Here is a 23336-nt window from a genome sequence, read left to right on the forward strand (position 1 = left end):
CAGCCGTCCCCGGCCCGCGCGTCAGGCCGACCATCCGGTCTGCTCGGCCCATTCCCGGGCACGCGTGGAGGCGCCGTCGAACCAGGGCGCCTTCTCCTCGGCGTAGACCGCAGCAGCCTCGGCGGGGTCGTGGCGGGCCGCCGCGTCGCGGGCCGCGGCCCGCTTGATCTCGGCGTACTCGGTGGCCGCGTCGGAGTCCGCGCGCAGCCAGTCCCGCAGCAGCAGCGCGAACTGCTGGCCCGGCCAGCCCTGCACCCGCAGGTGCACGTACGCGGGCCGGCCCGGGTCGGCACTGCCGTGCAGTCGCATGCCCCACACCGCCGGATCGGTTTCGCCGCCGGCACCGTACGACGGCTGTGGCTCGTCGTGGTCGACGTGGGCGATGCGGGGAAAGCCGGCCCCGGCCAGGGCGTCGTCGAGCGCCTCCGCCGCGGCGAGGTCCGGCACGGTGATCTGCAGGTCGAGGACGTCGACGGCGGCCAGACCGGGCACGGCAGTCGAACCGATGTGGTCGATCCGCAGCGCGCGGCCCCCGGCGGCGAGCGCGAGCCGGGCGATCAGCCGTTGCGCCTGCCGGTGCCAGTCCGGGTTCGGATCGACGAGCACCGGCGCCGGCCGCACGGGGACGCGGCCGCGCAGGTTCGCCTCGAACGGCACGAGCCGCTCGGTCCACAGCCTGCGCACGGCCGCGGCGAGGACGTCGCGCTCGCCGTTGTTGTCCAACCAGACATCCGCTGCGGCACGGCGCTGTTCGTCGGTGGCCTGGGCGGCGATGCGGGCACGCGCATCGTCCTCGGGCATCGCGCGTAGTTCGACCAGACGGCGCAGCCGCTCGTCGGCGTCGGTGTGCACCACGGCGACGAGGTGGAACGCGGGCGCCATGCCTCCCTCGACGAGCAACGGGATGTCCTGCACGACGACGGCGTCGGCCGGGGCGGCGGCGACCAGCTCGGCGGTGCGTGCCCCTACCCGGGGGTGGGTGATCGCGTTGAGCACCGCCCGTGCCTCGTCGCTGGCAAAGGCCTTGGCGGCCAAGGCGGGCCGGTTCAGGGATCCGTCCGGCAGCAGGATGTCCTCGCCGAACGCCGCAGCGAGTTCGGCCAGGCCCTCGGTGCCCGGCGCGACGACTTCGCGGGCGATGGTGTCCGCGTCGACGAGCACCGCCCCCAACGCGACGAGTTCGTGGGAGACGGTGGATTTGCCCGCCCCGATACCTCCGGTCAGTCCGAGTCTCAGCACGCCGACCAGTGTCGCATCACCGGCCCGGCGGCGGGACACCGGCCGGTCGTCACACTGCAGTCACAGCAGGGTCACAGAGAGGTCGCGACCTGCGGTTTCGGCGGCAACACGCCGATCGCACCGGTCTCACCTGCCCCAGTATCATCGGCGCGTCGGATATCGTCGGACCGAGCGTCCGACCACCGTCGTTACCCGCCCCACTCGAGAAGGCACCGCATGCGATCCTCCCCTCAGCTGCCCGGTCGGCATCGTCTCGGCATGGAGAACGGTGTTCACTGCATCCTCATCCCCGAGGTGGCCGCCGCGCTCGCCGAACACCGGCGAAACTGGTTCACCATGCTGCTCAGCAACGCCCGCCACAGCCAGGCGGCGATACGCAAACGCGCCGCCGAGCTGCCGGCCCAGTGGGCCACCACCCCGGCGGTGAGCTGACCAGTTCCGGCCCCGGTCGGCGCGCCGGACACCACTGTGGCCCCGCTCCTCGTGGAGCGGGGCCACAGTGGTGTCCGGCGCCGGTGCCCGCCGCCCTTCCGTCCGCCCATTCCGGGCGGCACACGCGAGGGGCCCCGCACCGGATCGGTGCGGGGCCCCTCGATCGAACGTGTCAGGCGTTGCCGGACAGCTTCTCGCGCAGCGCGGCGAGCTGCGCGTCGCTGGCCAGCGAACCGCCGGTCGACTCGGCGACGCCGGTCTCCGCACCCGTCTCGGACGAGTAGTTGCTGCCGGAGACACCCGCGGCGGCCTCGGCGGCCTCGTCCGCAGCCATCTTCTCGATCTGAGCGGTGTGCATCTTGTGGCGACGCTCGGCCTCCGCGTAGCGGGACTCCCACTCCTCGCGCTGCTTCTCGAAGCCCTCGAGCCACTCGTTGGTCTCGGGGTCGAAGCCCTCGGGGAAGATGTAGTTGCCCTGCTCGTCGTAGCTGTCGGCCATGCCGTACTTCGACGGGTCGAACTCGGCGTTGTAGTCCTCGTTCGCCTGCTTCAGCGACAGCGAGATGCGGCGACGCTCGAGGTCGATGTCGATGACCTTGACCATCGCGTCGTCGCCGACGGCCACGACCTGGTCCGGAACCTCCACGTGGCGCTCGGCCAGCTCGGAGATGTGCACCAGGCCCTCGATGCCCTCCTCGACACGCACGAACGCGCCGAACGGAACCAGCTTGGTGACCTTGCCGGGGACGATCTGGCCGATCGCGTGGGTCCGGGCGAACTGACGCCACGGGTCTTCCTGGGTGGCCTTGAGCGAGAGCGACACCCGCTCCCGGTCCAGATCGACGTCGAGAACCTCGACGGTGACCTCGTTGCCGACCTCGACAACCTCGGACGGGTGGTCGATGTGCTTCCAGGACAGCTCGGAGACGTGCACCAGGCCGTCCACCCCGCCCAGATCGACGAATGCGCCGAAGTTGACGATGGAGGACACGACGCCCTTGCGGACCTGGCCCTTCTGGAGCTGGTGCAGGAACTCGCTGCGGACCTCGGACTGGGTCTGCTCGAGCCAGGCGCGACGCGACAGGACCACATTGTTGCGGTTCTTGTCGAGCTCGATGATCTTGGCCTCGATCTCCTTGCCGACGTACGGCTGCAGATCGCGGACGCGACGCATCTCGACGAGCGAGGCGGGCAGGAAGCCACGCAGGCCGATGTCGAGGATCAGGCCGCCCTTGACGACCTCGATGACGGTGCCCTTGACGGCCTCGTCCTTCTCCTTGAGCTCCTCGATCGTGCCCCACGCGCGCTCGTACTGCGCGCGCTTCTTCGACAGGATCAGGCGGCCTTCCTTGTCCTCCTTGGTGAGAACCAGGGCCTCGACCTCGTCGCCGACGGAGACGACCTCGTTGGGGTCGACGTCGTGCTTGATGGAGAGCTCACGGGACGGAATGACGCCTTCGGTCTTGTAACCGATGTCGAGCAGCACCTCGTCGCGATCAACCTTGACGATGGTGCCTTCCACGATGTCGCCATCGTTGAAGTACTTGATCGTGGCGTCGATGGCGGCGAGGAAATCCTCGGCGGAGCCGATGTCGTTGACGGCTACCTGCGGCGAGGTGACGGTGGTGGAGGGCATGTGTTGAGTTGCTCCGGACGGGTTGGTAGTCGGTTGATGAAGTTCGGTCGGACGAGCGGACCGCGCGCCGCGCGAACGCCGCGCACACCCCGCCGCGGGCGACCGCGCCGGATCCTGTCGGGCCACGGGCGGACACTCGCGACCCTCAGGCTACGCTTCCCGGTGCTAGCTGGGCAAACCCGGGCCGGTGTCGCCCGTCCGGCGGCTCTACCCTGAACGACATGTCCGACGACCGTCACGCCCACGCCCAGTCCGTCCTGGGAACGACCCGCGCAGGTCGGGCCCGCCTCGGCACGAGGGACAGCGAACGTGCGAGCCGCACCTGGTGGGACGCCGACGCCGCGGACTACCACCGCACCCACGGCGAGTTCCTCGGTGTGGACTCGGCGGACGGCGAGTTCGTGTGGTGCCCGGAGGGACTGCACGAGGACGATGTGCACCTGCTCGGCGACGTGTCCGGCAGGGACGTCCTCGAGGTGGGTTGCGGTTCGGCGCCGTGCGCCCGCTGGCTCGCCGGCCGGGGCGCCCGGGCGGTGGGGCTGGACATCTCGATGGGGATGCTCGCGCGCGGGCAGGCCGCGATGGACCGCGGCGGACCGCGGGTGCCGCTCGTGCAGGCCGGTGCGGAGGATCTGCCCTTCGCGGACGAGAGCTTCGACATCGTGTGCTCGGCGTTCGGGGCGGTGCCGTTCGTCGCCGACTCGGCACGGGTCATGCGGGAGGTCGCGCGGGTGCTGCGCCCGGGCGGGGTCTGGGTGTTCGCGGTCAACCATCCGATCCGCTGGATCTTCCCGGACGATCCGGGTGAGCGGGGGCTGACCGCGATGCTGCCGTACTTCGATCGCACCCCGTACGTGGAGGTCGACGCGACCGGGGTTCCCACCTACGTCGAGCATCACCGCACCATCGGGGACCGGGTGCGCGAACTCGTCGCGGCCGGCCTCGAGATCCGCGACATCGTCGAACCCGAATGGCCGGAGGGGCTCGACCGCGAGTGGGGCCAGTGGAGCCCGCTGCGGGGGGAACTGTTTCCCGGCACCGCCATCTTCTGCAGCCGCAAGCCGGGCTGATCCGACCGCGAACACCGGCGCCCCCCGATCGTCCACTGCGCCGAACCCGCCTGTGTCATGGTCGTGGGGTGACGCCCGCCGAGGACGATTCCGGCGCGCCGCGCCCGCGCCACGACACCCCGCGACGCGGCGGCCGGTTGCTGCCCACCACGCGGCTCGACGCGTTCTCCGACGGAGTGTTCGCGATCGTCATCACCTTGCTCGTCCTCGAACTCGACGTACCCGAATCGGCAACCCGGCTGCTCGAGGACCTGCGTGCCGAATGGCCTTCGTTTCTGGGATACCTGGTCAGCTTCGCCTTCATCGGTGGGGTGTGGGTCGAGCACATCAACCTCACCCGCGTGCTGCGGGCGGCCGACGCGGTCTTCCTGCGCCTGAACCTGTTGCTGCTGCTGTTCGTCTCCTTCCTGCCGTTCACCACCAGCCTGATGGCGACCCACCTGGCCGACGCGGCGCGACGACCGGCGACGGTGGCGTTCGGCCTGAACCTGACCCTGGCGATCCTGATGAGCAACGTGCTGGTCGTCTACGCCGTGCGCGCCGCCGACCTGACCGACGAGGCGGGCCGCGCCGAACTGCCGACGCTGGCCCGCGAGCGGTGGTCGGCGGCGGTACTCATGGCCGCCTCGACCGTGCTGGCGGCGTTCCTGCCGCAGCTCGCGGTGGCGTTCTATCTCGCGGCCGCCGTGCTCCTGCTCGCCGAGCCGTTCCGGCTTCTCCGGGTCCGCCGGCACCGAACGGGCACCGGGCCGGGGTGAACCGGCCGGCCGGGGGCCTTCGGCCCTTCTCGTCGCCCGCACTCGCGCCTATGTTGGGCAGCAGGACGACCGGTCCCTCCCACAGGCGGCGAGACGACAGTGAGCGAGCCTACGATCTCGGGGCAGGACGATGCCCTGCTGCTGTCGGTGGTCCGCGATCTGGTGGCCGAGCGGTACACGATCGACCGCGCCGCCGGCACGCGCCTCGACAGCGTCTTCGATCGTGATCTCGGCCTCGACAGTCTCGCAGTCACCGAACTGTTCTCCCGTGTCGAAGAGGCCTTCGCGGTGCGCCTGCCCCGCGAGGCGCTCGGCACCGTGAGCACCCCGCGTCAGCTCCTGCAGGCGGTGCACCGCGCACCCGCGCGGGAGCGCCGCGGTCCGGTGCCCGCGCGGCGGGCCGCGCCGGCACCCGCCGAACGGACCCCGGAGGCGACCGCCACCCTCACCGAGGCGCTCTCCTGGCACGCCCGCACCCATCCGGATCGTGTCCACCTGCGCATCCTCACCGAGGGACACCGGAGCGAGATCGGCTACGGCGAGCTGTACTCGGCGGCCGGCACCGTGTCCGCCGCACTGCTCGCCCGCGATCTGCGCCCCGGGGACGCGGTCGGTCTGATGCTGCCCACGGGCCGGGACTACTTCACGACGTTCACCGGCGTGCTCCTGGCCGGCGGTGTCCCCGTCCCGGTCTACCCGCCGGCACGTCCGTCCCAGCTCGCCGACCACCTCCGTCGCCAGGTGCGCATCCTCGACAATGCCCGGGTCCGTGTGCTGGTCACCGACCCGGAGGCCGCGGGCCTGGCCCGGTTGACGGCCGGCCAGGTGCAGACGGTGCGCCACGTCGTGACCCCGGGTGAACTGGCCGGGTACGGGGAGGCCGCCGGCGCCGCCCGCGCCGCCGGCGACATCGCCCTGCTGCAGTACACCTCCGGCAGCACGGGTGATCCCAAGGGCGTGACCCTCACCCATGCGAATCTGCTCGCCGACATCCGGGCGATGGGCACGGCCGCCGAGGTCTCCCCCTCCGACGTGTTCGTCAGCTGGCTGCCCCTCTACCACGACATGGGGTTGATCGGCGCGTGGTTGTCGGGCCTGTACTTCGCGGTGCCGGTGGCGGTGATGTCGCCGCTGGAATTCCTCGGCCGGCCGGAGCGGTGGTTGTGGGCGATCCACACCCAGCACGGGACCCTGTCGGCGGCGCCGAACTTCGCCTACGAGTTGTGCCTGCGCAGAATCGCCGACGCCGATGTCGCCGGGCTCGATCTCGGCTCGCTGCGCATGCTGTTCGACGGTGCCGAAGCCGTGAATGCGGAGACGGTGCTCCGGTTCTGCGAGCGCTTCGCCGCCTACGGGCTCCGCCGTGAGGCCGTGGCCCCGGTCTACGGGCTGGCGGAGGCATGCGTCGGACTGACCTTCCCGCCCGTCGGGCGGGGCCCGGTGATCGACCGAGTCGACCGCGAGCGTTTCCTGCGGACGGGCCGCGCGGTGCCCGCCGGCGACGAGGATCCGAACCCGTTGCGGTTCGTCGCCTGCGGCCACCCGCTCCCGGGGCACCGGATCCGGGTGGTCGACTCGGCTTCGAACGTGCTGGGCGACCGGCGCGAGGGCCGGATCGAGTTCCGCGGCCCCTCGGCCACCGCCGGGTACTACCGCAATCCGCAGGCGACCCGGGCACTGTCGCGGCACGGGTGGCTCGACACCGGCGATCTCGGCTATCTCGACGGCGGCGAACTCTACGTCACCGGTCGCGTCAAGGACCTCGTCATCCGGGCGGGCCGCAACCTGCACCCGGAGGAACTCGAGCGGGCGGTGGGCGAGATCCCCGGCATCCGGAAGGGCTGCGTGGCGGTGTTCGCGACCACCGCGCAGACGGGCGGCACCGAGCGCCTGGTCGTTCTGGCCGAGACACGCGAGACCGAAGCGGCCGTCCTCGACCGGCTCCAGGAACGCATCGTCGGGGCCGCGGTGGACCTGCTCGGGACCCCGCCGGACGACATCGTGCTCGCCCCGCCCGGAACGGTGCGCAAGACCTCGAGCGGAAAGATCCGCCGGTCGGCCACCCGGGAACGCTACGAACAGGGCGACATGCGGGCCCGTCCCCGGCCGGTGTGGTGGCAACTGACCCGGTTCGCCGTCCGCGGCGCGGTCCCGAGCCTGCGGCGCGCGGCACACCTGGTCCGGACCGGGGCGTTCGCCCTGTGGTGCTGGTCGACGGTCGTCGTGGTCGGCCTGCCGACCCTGGTCGCCGTGGCGGTGCTGCTTCGCCTTTCGGCGCGCCGCGCGGCCGCGGGCCGGGCCGCACGGGCCCTCGCGCGCCTGACTCGCACCCCGGTGACCGCGGACGGCACCGAGCATCTCGAGCGGTTGCCGGACTGTGTGGTGGTCGCCAACCACGCCAGCTTCCTGGACGCCATCGCGATGTCGGCGGTCCTGCCGGGCAGCTACACGTTCGTCGCCGGTGAGGTCTTCGAGCGCAAACCGTTCATCGGGTTCCTCCTGCGGCGGCTCGGGACGCGGTTCGTCGAGCGCACCGAACGCGAACAGAGCGTGGCCGACGCGGACCGGCTGGTCGAGGTGGCCCGCACCGGGGGGCGCCTGGTGGTCTTCCCCGAGGGCGCACTCTCGGAGGTCCCCGGGCTGCGGTCCTTCCGCCTGGGCGCGTTCGTGATCGCGGCGCGGGCGGGTCTTCCGGTGGTCCCGGTCGCGATCACCGGCACCCGCGCGATGATGTGGCCCGAGCACGGCAGGATCATCCACCGCGGGGCGGTCCACCTGGTCGTCGGCGAGCCGATCCTGCCGTCCGGGGACAGCTGGGACGCCGCTGTGGCGCTCGGGCGTGCGGCGCGCGCCGTGATCGCCGCGCACTGCGGGGAACCCGACGGCGGCCGCTGAGCGGGCCCGGACGCTAGAGCAGCTTCGACAGGAACGACTTCGTCCGTTCGTGCTGCGGATTGCGCAGCAACTCCTGCGGCGGGCCGGCTTCGACAACCACGCCGCCGTCCATGAACACCAGTTGGTCGGCGACCTCGCGGGCGAAGCCCATCTCGTGGGTGACCACCATCATCGTCATCCCGCCGGCGGCGAGGTCCCGCATGACCGCCAGCACCTCGCCGACGAGCTCGGGGTCCAGGGCGGAGGTGGGCTCGTCGAAGAGCATGAGCTTCGGTTCCATGGCCAGGGCGCGGGCGATGGCCACGCGTTGCTGCTGGCCGCCGGAGAGCTGAGCCGGGTAGGCGTCGGCTTTGGCCGCGAGCCCGACCTTGTCGAGCAGATCCCGGGCCAGTGCGACGGCGTCGGGGCGACGCATCTTCTTCACCAGCACGGGCGCCTCGACGACGTTCTCGAGGGCCGTGCGGTGCGGGAACAGGTTGAAGTGCTGGAAGACCATGCCGATCTCGCGGCGCTGCTTGGCCGCCGCGCGCGGGCTCAGCTCGTAGAGCTTGCCCCCGCGTTCGGCGTAGCCGACGAAGTGGCCGTCGACGTGCAGGCGGCCGGCGTCGATGTTCTCGAGGTGGTTGATGCAGCGCAGGAAGGTGGACTTGCCGGATCCGGAGGGTCCGATCAGGCAGGCGACGGTGCCGTCGGGCACCTCGAGGGACATGCCGTTGAGCACCCGCAGGGCGCCGTAGCTCTTGTAGACCCGGTCGGCCTGGACCATGGGCGTCATCGACGTTCTCCTCCGGGGATGTCGGGTGCCTGCGCGGCGCCGGGCTCGACGGGCACGGGCTTGCCCTGCGCGTCGGCGAGGGCCTGCAACTGCCGCGTCGTGAGCTGGCGGCTCAGGCCCTTCGAGTAGTGCCGTTCGAGGAAGTACTGGCCCACCATGAGCAGGCTGGTGATGGCCAGGTACCAGGTGGCGGCGACGAGCAGCAGCGGAATGGGCTGGAAGTTGGCGCCGGAGATGTCGCGGGCACGGCCGTAGAGCTCGAGGCTGTACGGCACCGCCGCGACCAGGGAGGTGGTCTTGAGCATGCTGATGAGTTCGTTGCCCGTCGGCGGGATGATCACCCGCATCGCCTGCGGCAGGATCGTCCGGCGGATGGTCTGCGACCACGACATGCCGAGCGCCACCGAGGCTTCCGTCTGGCCCTCGGGGACCGAGCCGATCCCGGCGCGCACGATCTCGGCCATGTAGGCGGCCTCGTTGAGGCCGAGTCCGATCACGGCGAACAGGAAGGCGGCGTTGATGCCCTGCAGGTCGATGTGCACGAACTGGTGCACGAACGGGATGCCGAGGTCGAGTTGTTTGTAGATCGAGGGGAACAGGCCCCAGAACACCAACTGCACGTAGACGGGGGTGCCGCGAAAGATCCACAGGTACACCCACGAGACGGTCTTGAGCACCGGGTTCGGGGACAGGCGCATGACCGCGAGGAGCACGCCGAGCAGGACGGCGAGCAGCATCGCCAGCACGGTCAGCTGCACGGTCTTCCAGGCCGCCTCGGTGATGCGCCGGTCGAACAGATACTGCGCGTACACGTCCCAGCGGTAGGCCTCGTTGGTGGCGGCGCCGTAGAGGAACAGCGCCAGCAGCACGGCGACGACGATGCCGGCGATCCAACGGCCCGGCCGTCGCAGCGGCACGGCCTCGATGGTTTCCGGTTCGGTCTGCGGTTCCGGTCCGGTGAGGGAGGTCGGACGGTCGCTCATCGCACCCCTTTCGGTCAGCTCGTCGCCGCGTTGATCTGCGCGGTGTCGATGGTTCCTTCTTCCATGCCCCACCGCTGCGCGATCTGCGCGTAGACGCCGGAGTCGATGAGGTGCTGCATCGCCTGTTGCAGAACCGGTCCGAGAGGCGAGCCCTTCGCGACGACGAAACCGTAGGGAGCGGCGTCGAACACGGGTCCGGCGGTTTCGAGCCGGCCGTCGCTGCGGGCGATCGCGTACGCAGTGATCGGCGAGTCGGCCGAGAGCGCGTCGACGCGGCCGAGGATGAGGGCGTTGGTCGCCTCGTCCTGGCTGTCGTACTTGACCTTGTCGATCGGGGGTTTGCCCGCGGCGACGCAGGCTTCGCTCTTGGCGGGCACCTCGTCGATGTCCTCGTAGGTGGTGGTCTGCACCGCGACGCGCAGCCCGCACGCGTTGTCGGGGTCGACGTCGTCACCGACGCGCTGCGCCCACTGCACCCCGGCGCTGTAGTAGGTGACGAAGTCGACGGACTGCTCGCGTTCCTTCGTGTCGGTGAACGACGACGAGCCCATGTCGAACGTGCCCGCCTGGACGGCGGGGATGATGCGGTCGAAGTCGGATTCGTTGAACACCGGGCGCACGCCGAGAACGTCGCCGAGGGCCTCGACGAGTTCGACGGCGAAACCGACGATGCGGCCGTCGTCGTCCTTGAACTCGTTCGGGGCGTAGGGCACGTTGACGCCCACCTTCAGCTCGCCGGTCGCCGCGACGGTCGCCGGGAGCTGGTCGGCGACCGCATCGACCCGATCGGCGCCGACCCGGTCACCGGGCGGCACGGTCGACTCGGTGTTGACGACGCAGCCGGACAGGACCGCGGCCGTCAGCAGCGCACCGAGCAGGCCCGCCATGAGGCGTCGACGGCCGGTCGGTCCGGGAGATGCTGGTTCGTCCACAACCGCACAGTATCCATCGGCGGGCCCGTATTGCGGAATCCGCTCCGAACAGACCCGGCGGCGCCGGTCGTACCTGCCTACCGGGTACCGGGGTCGACCGGTACGTAGTTGCCGACGTCCGCGACGACACCGAGCTCGAGGCGGAACGCGGCCGGGTCGAACCCCCGGCGGGCGTGGCGTTCCTGCAGGACCGTCCGGGCCTCGTGCAGCGCCGTGGGATCCGCCCAGCGCACCACGGTGACGATGTTGTATTCGCTCGGCCCGGAGCACAGTTCGACGACGTCGTCGCCGCGGAAGCCGGGCTGGGTGCGCAGGTCGCGGTGGGTCTCGTGGACCGCGGCGAGGAAGGTCTCCCGTGCGGCCGCGGGAACGGCGAACTTGTCGATGCGCAGGATCTCGGTGGTCATGGCGGCCACGCTAGAACCTCGAGCCGACTCGAGGTCAACAGCTGCGAGCTCGGCCACGACTCGAGCTGCGAGCTCAGCGACGACTCGAGCTGCGAGCTCAGCGACGACTCGAGCTGCGAGCTCAGCGACGCAGCGTGCGGGCGACGACGGTCTCGGTGAATTCCGCGGTGGAGGCGAGTCCCCCGAGATCGGCGGTGGCCACGCCGGCCTCGACGGTCGCCTCGACGGCGTGCTCGATCCGGCGGGCGGCGGCGACGAACTCGGGCAGGTCGTGGACGGTGCCGAGCCGGTCGAGGAGCATCGCGGCGGACAGGATGAGGGCCGTGGGATTGGCGCGGTTGCGGCCGGCGATGTCGGGGGCCGCCCCGTGGGCGGCCTGCGCCATGGCCTGGGTGTCGGAAGCGTTGATCGACGCCGCGGTGCCGAGCGAGCCGGACAGCTCGCCCGCGAGGTCGGAGAGGATGTCGCCGAACATGTTCTCGGTCACGACGACGTCGTAGTCGCCGCCGTGGCGGACGAGGTGGGCGGCCATGGCGTCGACGTGCTCGTCGTCCACCGTGACCGACGGATACCGGGCGCCGACCTCTCGGCACACGTCCCGGAACAGGCCGGTGGTCAGGGACAGCACGTTGGCCTTGTGCACGATGGTGAGGCGGTGGCGACGACGGGCGGCGAGCCGGAAGGCGGTGTGGGCGATGCGTTCGGAGGCGGCCCGGGTGACGACGCCGACGGCGAGCGCGACGTCGGGGGTGGGCATGAATTCGCCGCTGCCGACGGCCATGTTGCGGTCGGCGTAGAGCCCTTCGGTGTTCTCCCGCACGATGACGAGGTCCATGTGCGGTGACACGGCGCGGACGCCGGGCAGGGCGCGGGCGGGACGGATGTTGGCGTAGAGGCCGAACCGCTTGCGAATCTGTCCGCCCGGCGTGAGCTGGGCCCGGAACGGGTCGGGGTAGGCCGCGCTGTCGTGCGGTCCGAGGATCCACGACCCCAGGCCGGCGAGGGCGTCGAGGGTGGACTCGGGAGTGGGGGTGCCGTGGGTGGCGATCGCATCGGCGCCGAGCGGCAGCGGCACCCAGTCGATCTGCGGGCCGTGCGAGGCGGCGACGGCGGCATCGACCACCCGCCGGGCGGCCGGGACGATCTCGTGACCGATCCCGTCTCCCTCGAGCAGTCCGATGCGGTGCGGGGCGGGGATTGCGACGGCGTCGGTCATGGGGCAATCATTACCCACCATGGTGCAGTCGGTGGAACTGCTCCTCGACGACCGCCTGGATCAGGCCGTCCGCGAGGAATGGGCGCGCTTGCTGGACGTGGGGCTGGTCAGTCAGGCCCGCAACCGGTCCGAGTCGAACCGCCCGCACATCACGCTCGCGGTCGCCGCATCAATCCCACCGGGGGTGGAAGGGGCGATGCGGGAGCGGATCACGGGCGAGCCGTTGCCGGTGCGGCTCGGGGGGATGGTGCTGTTCGGCTCGCGTACCGCGACGGTGGCGCGGCTGGTGGTGCCCACGGCCGAACTGCTCGAGCTGCAGCGGGTGGTGTTCGAGCTGATCGACGGCTGTCCGGGTGTTCCCCCGCACATCCGGCCCGGCGAGTGGACCCCGCACGTGACCCTGGCCCGTCGGGTGCCGCCGGGCCGGCTCGGCTCGGCGCTCACGGCGACCCGTGCGGGCACCCGGGAGCTGACGGGCGTGTCGGCGGGCATCCGGCGGTGGGACGGCGAGGCGCGGCGCGAGTGGCGGGTGGTGTGACGCCGCGCCGACGCGGGCCGGTCCCGGATCAGACGCGGTAGTCGCCGAACTGGGTCTCCTCACGGTGGGTGTCGGGCGTCCGGCCGGTCAGCGCCAGGGCGTCGAGCACCACGAACACGACGAGGACGAGCAGGAGGACGGTCATGGTCTCAGCCTCGTCCGCGGGCGCACCTGCCGACAGCGGCAGGAACGACATGTAGCGTCGTTTTCCGGCCAATCCGATGGCAGACTGGGTGACATGCTGACGACGGTGGTCGTGCCGCTACTTCCCCGCACCGAGGTCTTCGAACTCGGTGTCGCCTGTGAGGTGTTCGGGTTCGACCGCTCCGACGACGGGTTGCCCGTGTACGACTTCAGCCTCGTCGCGGGCAGTCCCCACCCGGTCACCACCCGATTCGGGTACACGATCGACGTCCCCTACGACCTCGATCGCCTCGACGACGCGGATCTGATCGTCATTCCCGCCGGCGGCACCGGGATCGCCGACCGCGACGAGTCGTTCGTGTGCGGCGCCGGCGGCGAGATCGCCGATCTGGAGCCACTGTTCGCGAAGCTGCGCGCCGCGGTCGATCGCGGCGCGCGGGTCGCGAGCCTGTGCACGGGTGCCTTCGTCCTGGGTGCGGCCGGGCTGCTCGACGATCGCCGCTGCACCACCCACTGGCGCCACGCGGCGCAGCTGGCCGCACGCTTCCCGTCCGCGAAGGTCGATCCGGACGTGCTCTACGTCGACGACGACCCGGTGTTCACCAGCGCCGGCACCGCCGCCGGCATCGACCTGTGCCTGCACATCGTGCGCAGGGAGCAGGGTTCCGACGTGGCCAACGGCATCGCTCGCCGGATGGTGGTCCCGCCGCACCGCGACGGCGGGCAGGCCCAGTACGTCGCCATGCCGCTGCCGACGGCACCCGCCGAAACCCTCGCGCCGCTGCTCGACTGGATGACCGAGCACCTCGACGAGGATCTGCCCGTGGCGGCGCTCGCCGCGAAGGCACACATGTCCCCGCGGACCTTCGCGCGGCGGTTCCTGGCCGAGACCGGGACGACGCCCGCCCGCTGGTTGCGCGATCAGCGGGTCTTCGCCGCCCAGCGGTTGCTCGAGAGCACGGACCTGCCCGTCGACGCGGTCGCCGACCGCGTCGGGTTCGGGACCGCCGCGGTCCTGCGGCAGCACTTCCTGCGTCTGCGCCGCACCACGCCGCACACCTACCGTCGCACGTTCCGCGCCGGGTCCGGCCTCGGGCGATGATCCGCCCCGAGGTCGGGGCCCGCCGCGGTGTCGGCGAGGTGGGTATCCCCGGCCGGAGCGGGTACCCGCGGGAAGAAACGGTCGCGACGGGACGTTGACGCGATCAGTACCCGACCGAAAGGATCCCTGTGGCCACCCAGACTCTCACCCAGCAGAACTTCGACGACATCATCACCGGTAACGAAGTGGTCCTCGTCGACTTCTGGGCGTCGTGGTGCGGGCCGTGCCGCTCCTTCGCCCCCACGTTCGAGTCGTCCTCGGAGAAGCACCCGGACGTCGTGCACGCCAAGGTCGACACCGAAGCCGAACAGGGCATCGCGGCGGCGGCGAACATCCGGTCCATCCCCACGATCATGGCGTTCCGGGAAGGCATCCTCGTGTTCAACCAGGCCGGGGCCCTGCCGCCGGCCGCGCTCGAGGATCTCGTGACCCAGGTCAAGGCCCTCGACATGGACGAGGTACGCCGGCAGATCGCCGAACAGAACCAGAAGCAGGGCTAGCACCGGCTCCGGCGCACTCCCGGCGCGACCGGGAGTGCGCCTGCCCGCGCCGGGCGGTCAGTGCGCGGCGGCGTCCCAGCTGCGTCCGGACCCGACCGAGACGTCCAGCGGGACGGACAGTTCGATGACCGAGGCCATCTTGTCCCGCACCAGCTGCTGCACCCGTTCGCGCTCGTCGGCGGTCACCTCGAGCACCAGCTCGTCGTGCACCTGCAGAAGCATGCGCGAACGCAGTCCGGCCTCGCGCAGCGCCGTCTGCACGTCGATCATCGCGACCTTGATGATGTCGGCGGCGGTGCCCTGGATCGGGGCGTTGAGCGCGGCGCGTTCGGCGACCTCGCGGCGCTGCCGGTTGTCGCTGTTCAGGTCCGGCAGGTAGCGGCGGCGGCCGTAGAGGGTGGAGGTGTAGCCGTCCTTGCGGGCCTGTTCGACGACGGCGTGCAGGTAGTCGCGCACGCCGCCGAAGCGGTTGAAGTACGCCTCCATCTGTTCGCGGGCCTCGTCGGTGGAGATCTTCAGCTGCTGCGCCAACCCGTACGCGCTGAGCCCGTACGCCAAGCCGTACGACATCGCCTTGACCCGCCGCCGCAGTTCGGGGGTGACCTCCTCGATCGGCACCCCGAAGGCCCGGGAGCCGACGAAACTGTGCAGGTCCTCGCCGGTGTTGAAGGCCTCGATCAGCCCCTCGTCCCCGGAGAGGTGGGCCATGATCCGCATCTCGATCTGGCTGTAGTCCGCGGTGAGCAGCAGGTCGTAGCCGGGGCCGACGACGAACGCGTCGCGGATGTGCCGGCCCGCCTCCGTGCGCACCGGGATGTTCTGCAGATTCGGCTCGGTCGAGGAGAGCCGGCCGGTGGCCGCCACGGTCTGGTTGAAGGTGGTGTGGATGCGGCCGTCGTCGGCGATGGATTTGATCAGACCGTCGACCGTGGTCTTCATCTTCATCGCTTCCCGGTGGGCGAGCAGATGCTCGAGGAACGGGTGCCCGGTCTGCTCGAACAGGTTCTGCAGTGCCTCGGCGTCGGTGGTGTAGCCGGTCTTGGTCTTCTTCGTCTTCGGCATGTCCAGCTCGTCGAACAGCACCACCTGCAGCTGCTTCGGTGAGCCGAGGTTGATCTGTTTGCCGATCACGTCGTAGGCGGCCGACGCGGCGGCGGCGACGTCCGCGACGAAGCCGGACTGCAGGTCCTCCAGCCGTTCGGCCTCGACTGCGATGCCGGTTGTCTCGAGGTCGGCGAGGACCCCCAGCAGGGGCAGTTCCATGTCGGTCAGCAGGGCGGTGGACTCGATCTCTTCGAGTTCGGTGGCCAGGGCCGCGGCGAGGTCCACCACCGCCCGGGCCTGCAGAATCGCCGACTCGGCGGCCTTCGCGTCCGCGGCATCGGCGTCGTCGAGCAGCGAGAGCTGCTGCTCCCCCGACTCCTCGACCCGCAGTTCCCGCTTGAGGTAGCGCAGGGACAGGTCGTCGAGATTGAAGCTGCGCTGACCGGGACGCACCAGGTAGGCCGCGAGGGCGGTGTCGCTGGTGACCCCGGCCAACGTCCAGCCGCGGCCGCGCAGTGCGTGCAGGGCGCCCTTCGCCTCGTGCAGCGCCTTGGGCACCGTCGCGTCGGCCAGCCAGCCGGTCAGCGCCGTCTCGTCCTCGGGCGTGAGGGTCGTGGTGTCCACGTACGCCCCCTCCCCGTCGGCCGCGGCGATCGCCACGGCCGTGGCGTCACCGCCGTACGGAACACAGGACCCGAGCACGGTGATCCCGTGCCGCGCACCCGGCCCGGCATGCTCGGCCAGCCACCCGGTGAGCGCGCCCGGCTCGAGCACGCCGCCGCGCACCTCGAAGCCCTCCTCGGCCTCGGGTTCGACCGAGCTGAGCGTCGCGAACAGCCGGTCGCGCAGCACCTTGAACTCGAGGTCGTCGAACAACCGGTGGATGCGGTCGCGGTCCCAGGGAGCCAGCGCCAGCTGGTCGGGGGTGTAGGGCAGGGTCATGTCCCGCACCATCTCGGTGAGCTGACGGTTGAGCAGCACGCTCGACAGGTGCGCCCGCAGAGCGTCGCCGGTCTTCCCGCGGACCTCGTCGACGCGGTCGACGAGGTCGGTGAGGCTCCCGAACTCGCGGATCCACTTGGCGGCGGTCTTCTCCCCCACGCCCGGGATCGACGGCAGGTTGTCGCTCGGATCCCCGCGCAGCGCCGCGAAGTCCGGGTACTGCTGCGGGGTCAGCCCGTACTTCTCCTCCACCGCCGCCGGCGTGAACCGCGTCAGGTCCGACACTCCGCGCCGGGGGTACAGGACGGTGACGTCGTCGGTGACCAGCTGCAGGGAGTCCCGGTCGCCGGTGACGACGAGCACCCGATATCCCTGGGCCGCGGCCTGCGTGGCCAGGGTGGCGATGATGTCGTCGGCCTCGAAACCGGCCTCGGCCATCACCGGGATACCCAGGGCCCCGAGCACGTCCTTGGTGATGTCGATCTGACCGCGGAACTCGTCCGGCGCGGAGCTGCGGTTGGCCTTGTACTCGGGGTACGCCGTCGCCCGGAACGTGTCGCGGTTGACGTCGAACGCGGCGGCGACGTGGGTGGGTTGCTCGTCGCGCAGCAGGTTGATGAGCATGGAGGTGAACCCGTACACCGCGTTGGTGGTCTGGCCGCTGTGGGTCTTGAAGTTCTCCGCCGGCAGGGCGTAGTACGCGCGGAACGCCAGGGAATGCCCGTCGAGCAGCAACAGGGTCGGTCGGTCGCCGCCGGAGGCGGCGGGTGCGGAGGAGGTCGATGCGCGAGTCACGGTTCCTCAGTCTAGGGACCGGCTCGGACAACCCGGACCCACCGCGACCGTGTGCGCGGCGCGGCGCGGCGAAACAGAACAGATACGCGGCGGAAATCGCAGAGCGCCGTGGAACGCTGTTGCAGCCGCTAAAGTCCGGTTCCACGACGCCGGTGCCCCGGCGGCGCGCACGACGACCCCGACGTGATCCGGAGGACCTGCGTGGCCCCATTCGTGCCGCTCCGGGAGCGATGGCCGGTCCCTCGGCTCGCCCCGACACTCCTGCTGCTGCTGCTCGCGCTCGCCGGTCTCGGAGCCGGGATCGGGACCGCGGTCGCGCAGGAGCCCACGCCCCCGCCGGCACCGGTCACCACCGCTCCGCAGCCGAGCGAGGGGGTGCGGGTCAGCGGCAGCCTCAACAACGCCGGGCAGCGCCTCGGCGGGGTCACGGTCCGGGCCCGCGACACCACGGGCGCCGAGGTCGCCGAAGCGACCTCGGCCGCCGACGGCCGGTGGGAGCTGACCGTGCCCCCCGGCACCTACACGTTCGAGGTGGACGAGCAGTCCCTCCCCGACGAGGTCAGCGTGCAGGCCACCGTCCAGCGCGACGTCGTCGCCGGGCGGGCGAACACGGTCATCTTCTCGTTCGGCGAGTCGCGTTCCGGGTTCGGCACCTCCGGGTGGGAGACGGTGATCCGCACCGTCGTCGACGGACTCCGGTTCGGCCTGGTGATCGCGATCGCCGGGGTCGGGTTGAGTCTGATCTTCGGAACCACCGGCCTGACGAACTTCGCGCACGGGGAACTCGTGACCCTCGGCGCGGTGGCCGCGTGGATCTTCAACGTGAGCCTGGGCATCCAGTTGATCCCCGCGACGCTGCTCGCCATCGCGGTGGGCATCGCCATCGGCCTGCTCAACAACGGGCTGATCTGGGCGCCCCTGCGGCGGCGGCGCACCGGCCTGATCGCCCAGCTCGTCGTGTCGATCGGCCTCGCGATCTCGCTGCGCTACCTGATCCTCGCGCTGTTCTCCGACCGGGCCGAGCCGTTCGCCGACTACCAGGGCCAGCGCCAGCTGGAATGGGGCCCGATCGCGATCACCCCGGTGAACCTGGCGTGCATCGTCGTCAGCCTCGCCGTGCTCGTCGGGGTCGCCCTGCTCGTCCAGCGCACCCGCATCGGCAAGGCCATGCGCGCGGTGGCCGACAACCGGGATCTGGCGGCGGCCTCGGGCATCGACGTCGAACGCGTCGTCCGGTTCGTGTGGGGACTCGGCGGCGGACTCGCGGCCCTCGGCGGGGTGTTGTTCGGTTTGTCCGAGCTCGGCGGCCGCGTCCAGTGGGAGATGGGCTTCAAGCTGCTGCTGCTGATGTTCGCCGGGATCACCCTCGGCGGGCTGGGCACCGCGTACGGGGCGCTGCTGGGCTGCGTGATCGTCGGCCTGCTCGTGCAGTTGTCGACGCTGATCATCAACCCCGACCTGAAGTACATCGGTGGCCTGCTCGTGTTGATCGTCGTCCTCGTCGTCCGTCCGCAGGGCATTCTCGGCAGCCGGGCCAGGGTGGGGTGAGCGCCGTGGATCTCGTTGCCGTTCTCCAGGTTTCCTTCGCCCAGTTGATCGGGCCGTCGGCGATCTTCTACGCGCTGCTCGCCATCGGACTGAATCTGCACTTCGGGTACGCCGGACTGCTCAACTTCGGCCAGATCGGATTCGCCCTGCTCGGCGGGTACGGCGTCGGGATCATGACCGTGACCTACGACCAGCCCCTGTGGCTCGGCATCCTCGTCGGCCTGGCGGCGTCGGCCCTGCTGGCTCTGGTGCTGGGCATCCCCACCCTGCGGTTGCGCGCCGACTACCTCGCCATCGTCACCATCGCCGCCTCCGAGATCCTGCGGCTGGTGTTCCGCTCCACCGCATCGGATCCGGTGACCGGCTCGACCAACGGGCTGTTCGGGTTCGCCGGACCGTTCACCCGGCTCAGCCCGTTCGACCCCGGGCGGCAGTACTCGCTGCTCGGGATGCGGTTCTACGGCGACGACCTGTGGGCGATGGTCGTGGGCTGGACCCTGGTGCTGGCGCTGTGCGGGCTGGTGTACCTGCTCAGCCACAGCCCGTGGGGGCGAGTGCTCAAGGCCGTCCGCGAGGACGAGGACGCCGCCCGATCGCTCGGCAAGAACGTCTTCGTGTACAAGATGCAGGCGCTGGTGCTCGGCGGCATGATCGGCGGGCTCGGCGGCATCTTCAACGCGCTGCAGACCAAGTCGATCAACCCCGACTTCTACTCCACCGCGCAGACGTTCTTCGCCTTCGGCGCCCTGATCCTCGGGGGCGCCGCCACCGTGTTCGGTCCCGTCCTCGGCGCGATGCTGTTCTGGTTCCTGCTCACCATTCCCGATGCCCTGCTGCGCCAGGCCATCTCGGGTCCGGACCCGCTGCTGGCCCTGTCCGAGCAGCAGGTCGGCGCGATGCGCTACATCCTCCTCGGCGTGCTCATCGCCGTCATGATGGTGTTCCGGCCCCAAGGCATCCTCGGCAACAAGCGGGAGGTGCAGCTCGATGCCTGACGCGCCCCTGCCCGCGGCACAGCGTTCCGCCCTGTTCGACACCGTGGCCTGCGAGCCCGGCGCGGCCAAACCGGATCCGGTCCTCGTGGTGGACGCGCTCTCCCGAACCTTCGGCGGTCTCCGGGCGGTCGACGTGGCGCACCTCGAGATCCAGCGCGGCTGCATCACCGGCCTGATCGGGCCGAACGGCGCCGGCAAGACCACGCTGTTCAACCTGCTCACCGGCTTCGACCGACCCGACACGGGGACCTGGAGCATGGACGGGACGTCGCTCGGACGTCTGCACCCGCACCAGCTCGCGCGCCGCGGGATCGTGCGGACGTTCCAGCTCACCAAGGCGCTGTCGAAGATGACCGTGCTCGACAACGTGCGGCTCGGTGCGACGGGCCAGCGGGGGGAACGGATGCTCGCAGCGTTGCTGCCGTGGACGTGGCACCGGCAGGAACGTGCCGTCACCGAACGTGCCCGCGAGATGCTGGCGCGGTTCGCCCTCGACGCGAAGGCTGACGACCTGGCCGGTTCCCTGTCCGGTGGGCAGCGCAAGCTCCTCGAGATGGCCCGGGCCCTGATGACCGAACCGGCGGTGGTCATGCTCGACGAGCCGATGGCCGGGGTCAATCCCGCGCTGACGCAGACACTCCTCGGGCACATCAAAACCCTGCGCGACGACGGCACGACCGTCGTGTTCGTCGAGCACGACATGGACGTCATCCGTGACATCTCCGACTGGGTGGTGGTGATGGCGCAGGGATCGGTGATCGCCGAGGCTCCGCCGGACCAGCTGTCCTCGAATCCGGCCGTCGTCGACGCCTACCTGGGCAGCCACCACGACCAGGTGCTCGAGTTCGACGACGAGGGCAACCCCGTCGGCGCCACGGCCGCGCTCGCCGTGGCGATGGAGGAGGCCGAGGCCCAGACCCTCGAGACCGGTGGCGACCTGTCCGAGCCGGACGCCACCGTCCTCGCCGACCTGCCCGACGGGACCGGACGGCCCGAGCCCGGTACCGAGCCTCCGACGCAGGAGAAGCCGTGAGCGAGATGCCGCCCCCCGAACCGGCGCAGACGACCGCGGCCGAGCGCGCGGCCACCGCCGAGGAACACGCCCGCCTCGCCGAGGGGGCACTGGTGCGCGCCGACGACATCGTCGCCGGGTACTTCCCCGGCGTCGACATCCTGCGCGGCTGCAACTTCTTCCTCCGCGACGGCGAGATCGTCGGCATCATCGGACCCAACGGTGCCGGCAAGTCGACCCTGCTCAAGGCGCTGTTCGGGCTGATCCCCGTGCGACGCGGCACGGTGACGCTGCGTGGCGACGACATCACCGCCGCTCCCGCGCACGTCCTGGTGCGCAAGGGGCTCGGCTATGTGCCGCAGACCCGCAACGTGTTCCCGTCACTGACCATCGAGGAGAACCTCGAGATGGGAATCTACCTGCGGCCCAAGCAATTCGACCAAAGGTTCGCGTTCGTCGCGGAGTTGTTCCCGCTCCTCGGTGAGCGCCGCAAGGTCAAGGCCGCGACCCTGTCCGGCGGTGAGCGGCAGATGGTGGCGATGGGCCGGGCGCTGATGATGGATCCGTCCGTGCTGCTGCTCGACGAACCGTCGGCGGGCTTGTCGCCGATGTTCCAGGACGAGGTGTTCATCCGCTGCAAGAAGATCAACGCCGCGGGGGTGTCGATCATCATGGTGGAACAGAACGCCCGCCGGTGCCTGCAGATCTGCGACCGCGGCTACGTGCTCGACCAGGGCCGCAACGCCTACACCGACACCGGACCGAACCTCATGCACGACCCGAAGGTCGTCGAGTTGTACCTCGGGACGCTCGCCGGCAGCAGGGAGCAGAAGCACAACTGACGCTGGGCGGGCCGGGAACCGATCCGGTTCCCGGCCCGCCCACCGAGTCGTCGTCACTCACCGACCACGATGTAGTCCTCCGTGGTGAGCGTGTTGTCCGGCCCGAACACCAGGTGCCCGTACGATCCGATCCCCGGCTCGCCGGCGTCGGTGAACTCGAGTCGGCCGGTGACACCGTCGTAGTCGATGTCCTGGCCCCCGCGCAGCAGATCGACGCACTGCTGGTAGCTGGTACACGTCGTGCCGCCCTGGGTGACGTCGTTGATGTTCGCGGCGATGTCCACACCGGCGGTGGAACCGGCCTGTTCCGCCGCGAGCGCCGAGATCACCACGGCGTCGTAGGACTCGCCGGAATAGTTGAAGTCGATCAGCGCGGGATCGACGGCCCGGAGCCGATTCTGGAAGTCCGGTCCGACGTCCGTGAGCGGCGTGGTGCCACGCATCGTGTCCAGCAGTCCCGGCGCGACGGCCTCACCGAGGGCATTGCCCATGTTTCCGTCCACGCCGTAGACGAGCATCCCGTCGGCCGGCCCGATGCCCACCTCGTGCATGCGGGTGAGAATCTTCGCGGACTCCTCGAACCCGATGAGCGCCACGGCGTCGGGCCCGAAGTTCTTGATCTGGTCGACCTCGGCGTTGAAGGACTGCGCGTTGGGGTCGTAGATGATCTTCTGGATCTGATCCTCCGGCACGCCGGCCTCGACGAGGTTGTTCTGGGTGTTGGTGGCCAGGCCGGTGCCGTACGGGTCGTTGAGCGCGATGATCGACACCCGCTGGGCACCGTCGTCCGAGATCAGCTGCGCCAGCGCCTGGGCCTGCAGCACATCGGTGGGGGCGGTGCGGAAGTACAGCCCCTTGTCGGGGTAACACACGAACTGGTCGGAGGTGTTCGCCGGCGAGAACATCACCACCCCGGCGCCGGTGATCTTGTCGATCACCTTCAACGACACCGACGACGAGGCCGCGCCCACGATCACCTGGGTTCCCGCCGCGAGCTCCCGGTCCACCGTGGAATTCGCCGTGTCGGTCGTGGTGTCGCCCGAGTCGCCGGTGATCAGTTCCACCGGCTGGTTCAGCACACCGCCGGCGGCGTTCACGTCGTCCACCGCGAGTCGCACCGCCGCCACCTCGGGCGGCCCGAGGAAGGCGAGGCTGCCGGTCTCGGGTAGCAGGGTGCCGATCTTGAGCGGTGTCGTCACCGGGGTGGCCCCGGCGGTCGCCTGCGCGGGTTCGCAGTCGGTGGTCACGGTCGTCGCCGACGCTGCGCTGTCACCGGAACCGCCCGTGGCGGAATCGTCGCTGTCCGAGCTACACCCCGCAAGGGCGAGAGACGCTGCTCCGAACACCGCAGCGGCGCGGACGAAGGTCCGTCTGGCCATCCAACTCTCCTTCGGTCGGCATGCACACCGTCTCCGGATACGTCACCGGGACGTGGCCAGAAACCTATCCGCCCCACGCGTTCCGCGAACCCGGGCGAAATCCTTGTGACGCGACCGTTATCGAAGAATTGACACCGGCGTAACGGGAAGCT

At 70.5% G+C, this 23336-nt stretch carries 20 protein-coding genes; 11 read left to right on the plus strand and 9 right to left on the minus strand.

Annotation, left to right across the window (positions count from 1 at the left end):
* Positions 1-21: 21 nt before the first annotated feature.
* Complete coding sequence (gene coaE / locus F1734_RS15230) at positions 22-1239, minus strand: dephospho-CoA kinase (protein ID WP_026137901.1); 1218 nt, start codon at positions 1237-1239, stop codon at positions 22-24.
* Between the two features lie 216 nt (positions 1240-1455).
* On the opposite strand from coaE, the gene F1734_RS15235 reads away from it, so the two are divergent.
* Positions 1456-1671, plus strand: a complete 216-nt coding sequence (locus tag F1734_RS15235; protein ID WP_010595326.1) for a hypothetical protein — start codon at positions 1456-1458, stop codon at positions 1669-1671.
* Between the two features lie 172 nt (positions 1672-1843).
* Here the strand turns inward: F1734_RS15235 and rpsA are convergent, their stop codons facing one another.
* Positions 1844-3307: a 30S ribosomal protein S1 gene (gene rpsA, locus F1734_RS15240; RefSeq protein WP_010595325.1), complete on the minus strand. Its 1464-nt coding sequence runs from the start codon at positions 3305-3307 to the stop codon at positions 1844-1846.
* 221 nt (positions 3308-3528) lie between these two features.
* Here rpsA and F1734_RS15245 point away from each other — a divergent pair, with 221 nt between their 5' ends.
* The 3 genes from F1734_RS15245 to F1734_RS15255 all read left to right on the plus strand — a co-directional run bounded on the left by F1734_RS15245 (position 3529) and on the right by F1734_RS15255 (position 8030).
* On the plus strand, positions 3529-4377 hold the full coding sequence (locus tag F1734_RS15245) for a class I SAM-dependent methyltransferase (RefSeq protein ID WP_010595324.1): 849 nt from the start codon (positions 3529-3531) through the stop codon (positions 4375-4377).
* A gap of 68 nt (positions 4378-4445) precedes the next feature.
* On the plus strand, positions 4446-5135 hold the full coding sequence (locus tag F1734_RS15250; RefSeq protein WP_010595323.1) for a TMEM175 family protein: 690 nt from the start codon (positions 4446-4448) through the stop codon (positions 5133-5135).
* Positions 5136-5234: 99 nt separating this feature from the next.
* Entirely contained in the window at positions 5235-8030 is a 2796-nt protein-coding gene (locus F1734_RS15255; RefSeq protein ID WP_203010768.1) for an AMP-binding protein, read from the plus strand.
* Between the two features lie 13 nt (positions 8031-8043).
* Here the strand turns inward: F1734_RS15255 and F1734_RS15260 are convergent, their stop codons facing one another.
* The 5 genes from F1734_RS15260 to F1734_RS15280 form a co-directional block, all read right to left on the minus strand.
* Complete coding sequence (locus F1734_RS15260; protein ID WP_010595321.1) at positions 8044-8805, minus strand: amino acid ABC transporter ATP-binding protein; 762 nt, start codon at positions 8803-8805, stop codon at positions 8044-8046.
* Entirely contained in the window at positions 8802-9788 is a 987-nt protein-coding gene (locus F1734_RS15265) for an amino acid ABC transporter permease (protein WP_010595320.1), read from the minus strand. The genes F1734_RS15260 and F1734_RS15265 overlap by 4 nt, the downstream gene beginning before the upstream one ends.
* A 14-nt stretch (positions 9789-9802) precedes the next feature.
* Entirely contained in the window at positions 9803-10675 is an 873-nt protein-coding gene (locus F1734_RS15270) for an ABC transporter substrate-binding protein (RefSeq protein ID WP_010595319.1), read from the minus strand.
* A gap of 122 nt (positions 10676-10797) precedes the next feature.
* Entirely contained in the window at positions 10798-11127 is a 330-nt protein-coding gene (locus F1734_RS15275) for an antibiotic biosynthesis monooxygenase family protein (RefSeq protein WP_040275116.1), read from the minus strand.
* A 121-nt stretch (positions 11128-11248) separates the two neighbouring features.
* Positions 11249-12343: an isocitrate/isopropylmalate dehydrogenase family protein gene (locus F1734_RS15280; protein WP_010595317.1), complete on the minus strand. Its 1095-nt coding sequence runs from the start codon at positions 12341-12343 to the stop codon at positions 11249-11251.
* 19 nt (positions 12344-12362) lie between these two features.
* Between F1734_RS15280 and F1734_RS15285 the strand changes: the two genes are divergently transcribed.
* The 3 genes from F1734_RS15285 (at position 12363) to trxA (ending at position 14627) form a co-directional block, all read left to right on the plus strand.
* Entirely contained in the window at positions 12363-12881 is a 519-nt protein-coding gene (locus tag F1734_RS15285) for a 2'-5' RNA ligase family protein (protein ID WP_010595316.1), read from the plus strand.
* A gap of 238 nt (positions 12882-13119) precedes the next feature.
* Positions 13120-14127: a GlxA family transcriptional regulator gene (locus F1734_RS15290; protein WP_017681329.1), complete on the plus strand. Its 1008-nt coding sequence runs from the start codon at positions 13120-13122 to the stop codon at positions 14125-14127.
* Between the two features lie 128 nt (positions 14128-14255).
* Positions 14256-14627 carry a thioredoxin gene (trxA, locus tag F1734_RS15295; protein ID WP_140188645.1) on the plus strand — a complete coding sequence of 124 codons (372 nt, stop codon included), beginning with the start codon at positions 14256-14258 and terminating at the stop codon, positions 14625-14627.
* A 57-nt stretch (positions 14628-14684) separates the two neighbouring features.
* On the opposite strand, the gene polA is transcribed toward trxA, so the two are convergent.
* Positions 14685-17408 (minus strand): DNA polymerase I, encoded by a 2724-nt coding sequence (gene polA / locus F1734_RS15300; RefSeq protein WP_017681330.1) that lies wholly within the window; start codon positions 17406-17408, stop codon positions 14685-14687.
* A gap of 201 nt (positions 17409-17609) precedes the next feature.
* Here polA and F1734_RS15305 point away from each other — a divergent pair, with 201 nt between their 5' ends.
* The 4 genes from F1734_RS15305 to F1734_RS15320 are packed head-to-tail and all read left to right on the plus strand — an operon-like array spanning position 17610 to position 21805.
* Positions 17610-18956, plus strand: a complete 1347-nt coding sequence (locus F1734_RS15305) for a branched-chain amino acid ABC transporter permease (protein ID WP_040275111.1) — start codon at positions 17610-17612, stop codon at positions 18954-18956.
* 5 nt (positions 18957-18961) lie between these two features.
* Positions 18962-19951 carry a branched-chain amino acid ABC transporter permease gene (locus F1734_RS15310; RefSeq protein WP_010595312.1) on the plus strand — a complete coding sequence of 330 codons (990 nt, stop codon included), beginning with the start codon at positions 18962-18964 and terminating at the stop codon, positions 19949-19951.
* Complete coding sequence (locus F1734_RS15315; protein WP_102031168.1) at positions 19944-20984, plus strand: ABC transporter ATP-binding protein; 1041 nt, start codon at positions 19944-19946, stop codon at positions 20982-20984. The genes F1734_RS15310 and F1734_RS15315 overlap by 8 nt, the downstream gene beginning before the upstream one ends.
* A 5-nt stretch (positions 20985-20989) precedes the next feature.
* A complete protein-coding gene (locus F1734_RS15320) occupies positions 20990-21805 on the plus strand; it encodes an ABC transporter ATP-binding protein (protein ID WP_026137906.1) in 816 nt (271 codons plus the stop codon).
* A 53-nt stretch (positions 21806-21858) separates the two neighbouring features.
* Here F1734_RS15320 and F1734_RS15325 read toward each other — a convergent pair whose 3' ends face one another.
* Positions 21859-23184 carry an ABC transporter substrate-binding protein gene (locus F1734_RS15325; RefSeq protein WP_010595309.1) on the minus strand — a complete coding sequence of 442 codons (1326 nt, stop codon included), beginning with the start codon at positions 23182-23184 and terminating at the stop codon, positions 21859-21861.
* Between the last annotated feature and the right edge of the window lie 152 nt (positions 23185-23336).

Origin of the sequence: Rhodococcus ruber (assembly GCF_016804345.1) — a bacterium.
Classification (GTDB): Bacteria; Actinomycetota; Actinomycetes; order Mycobacteriales; family Mycobacteriaceae; genus Rhodococcus; species Rhodococcus ruber.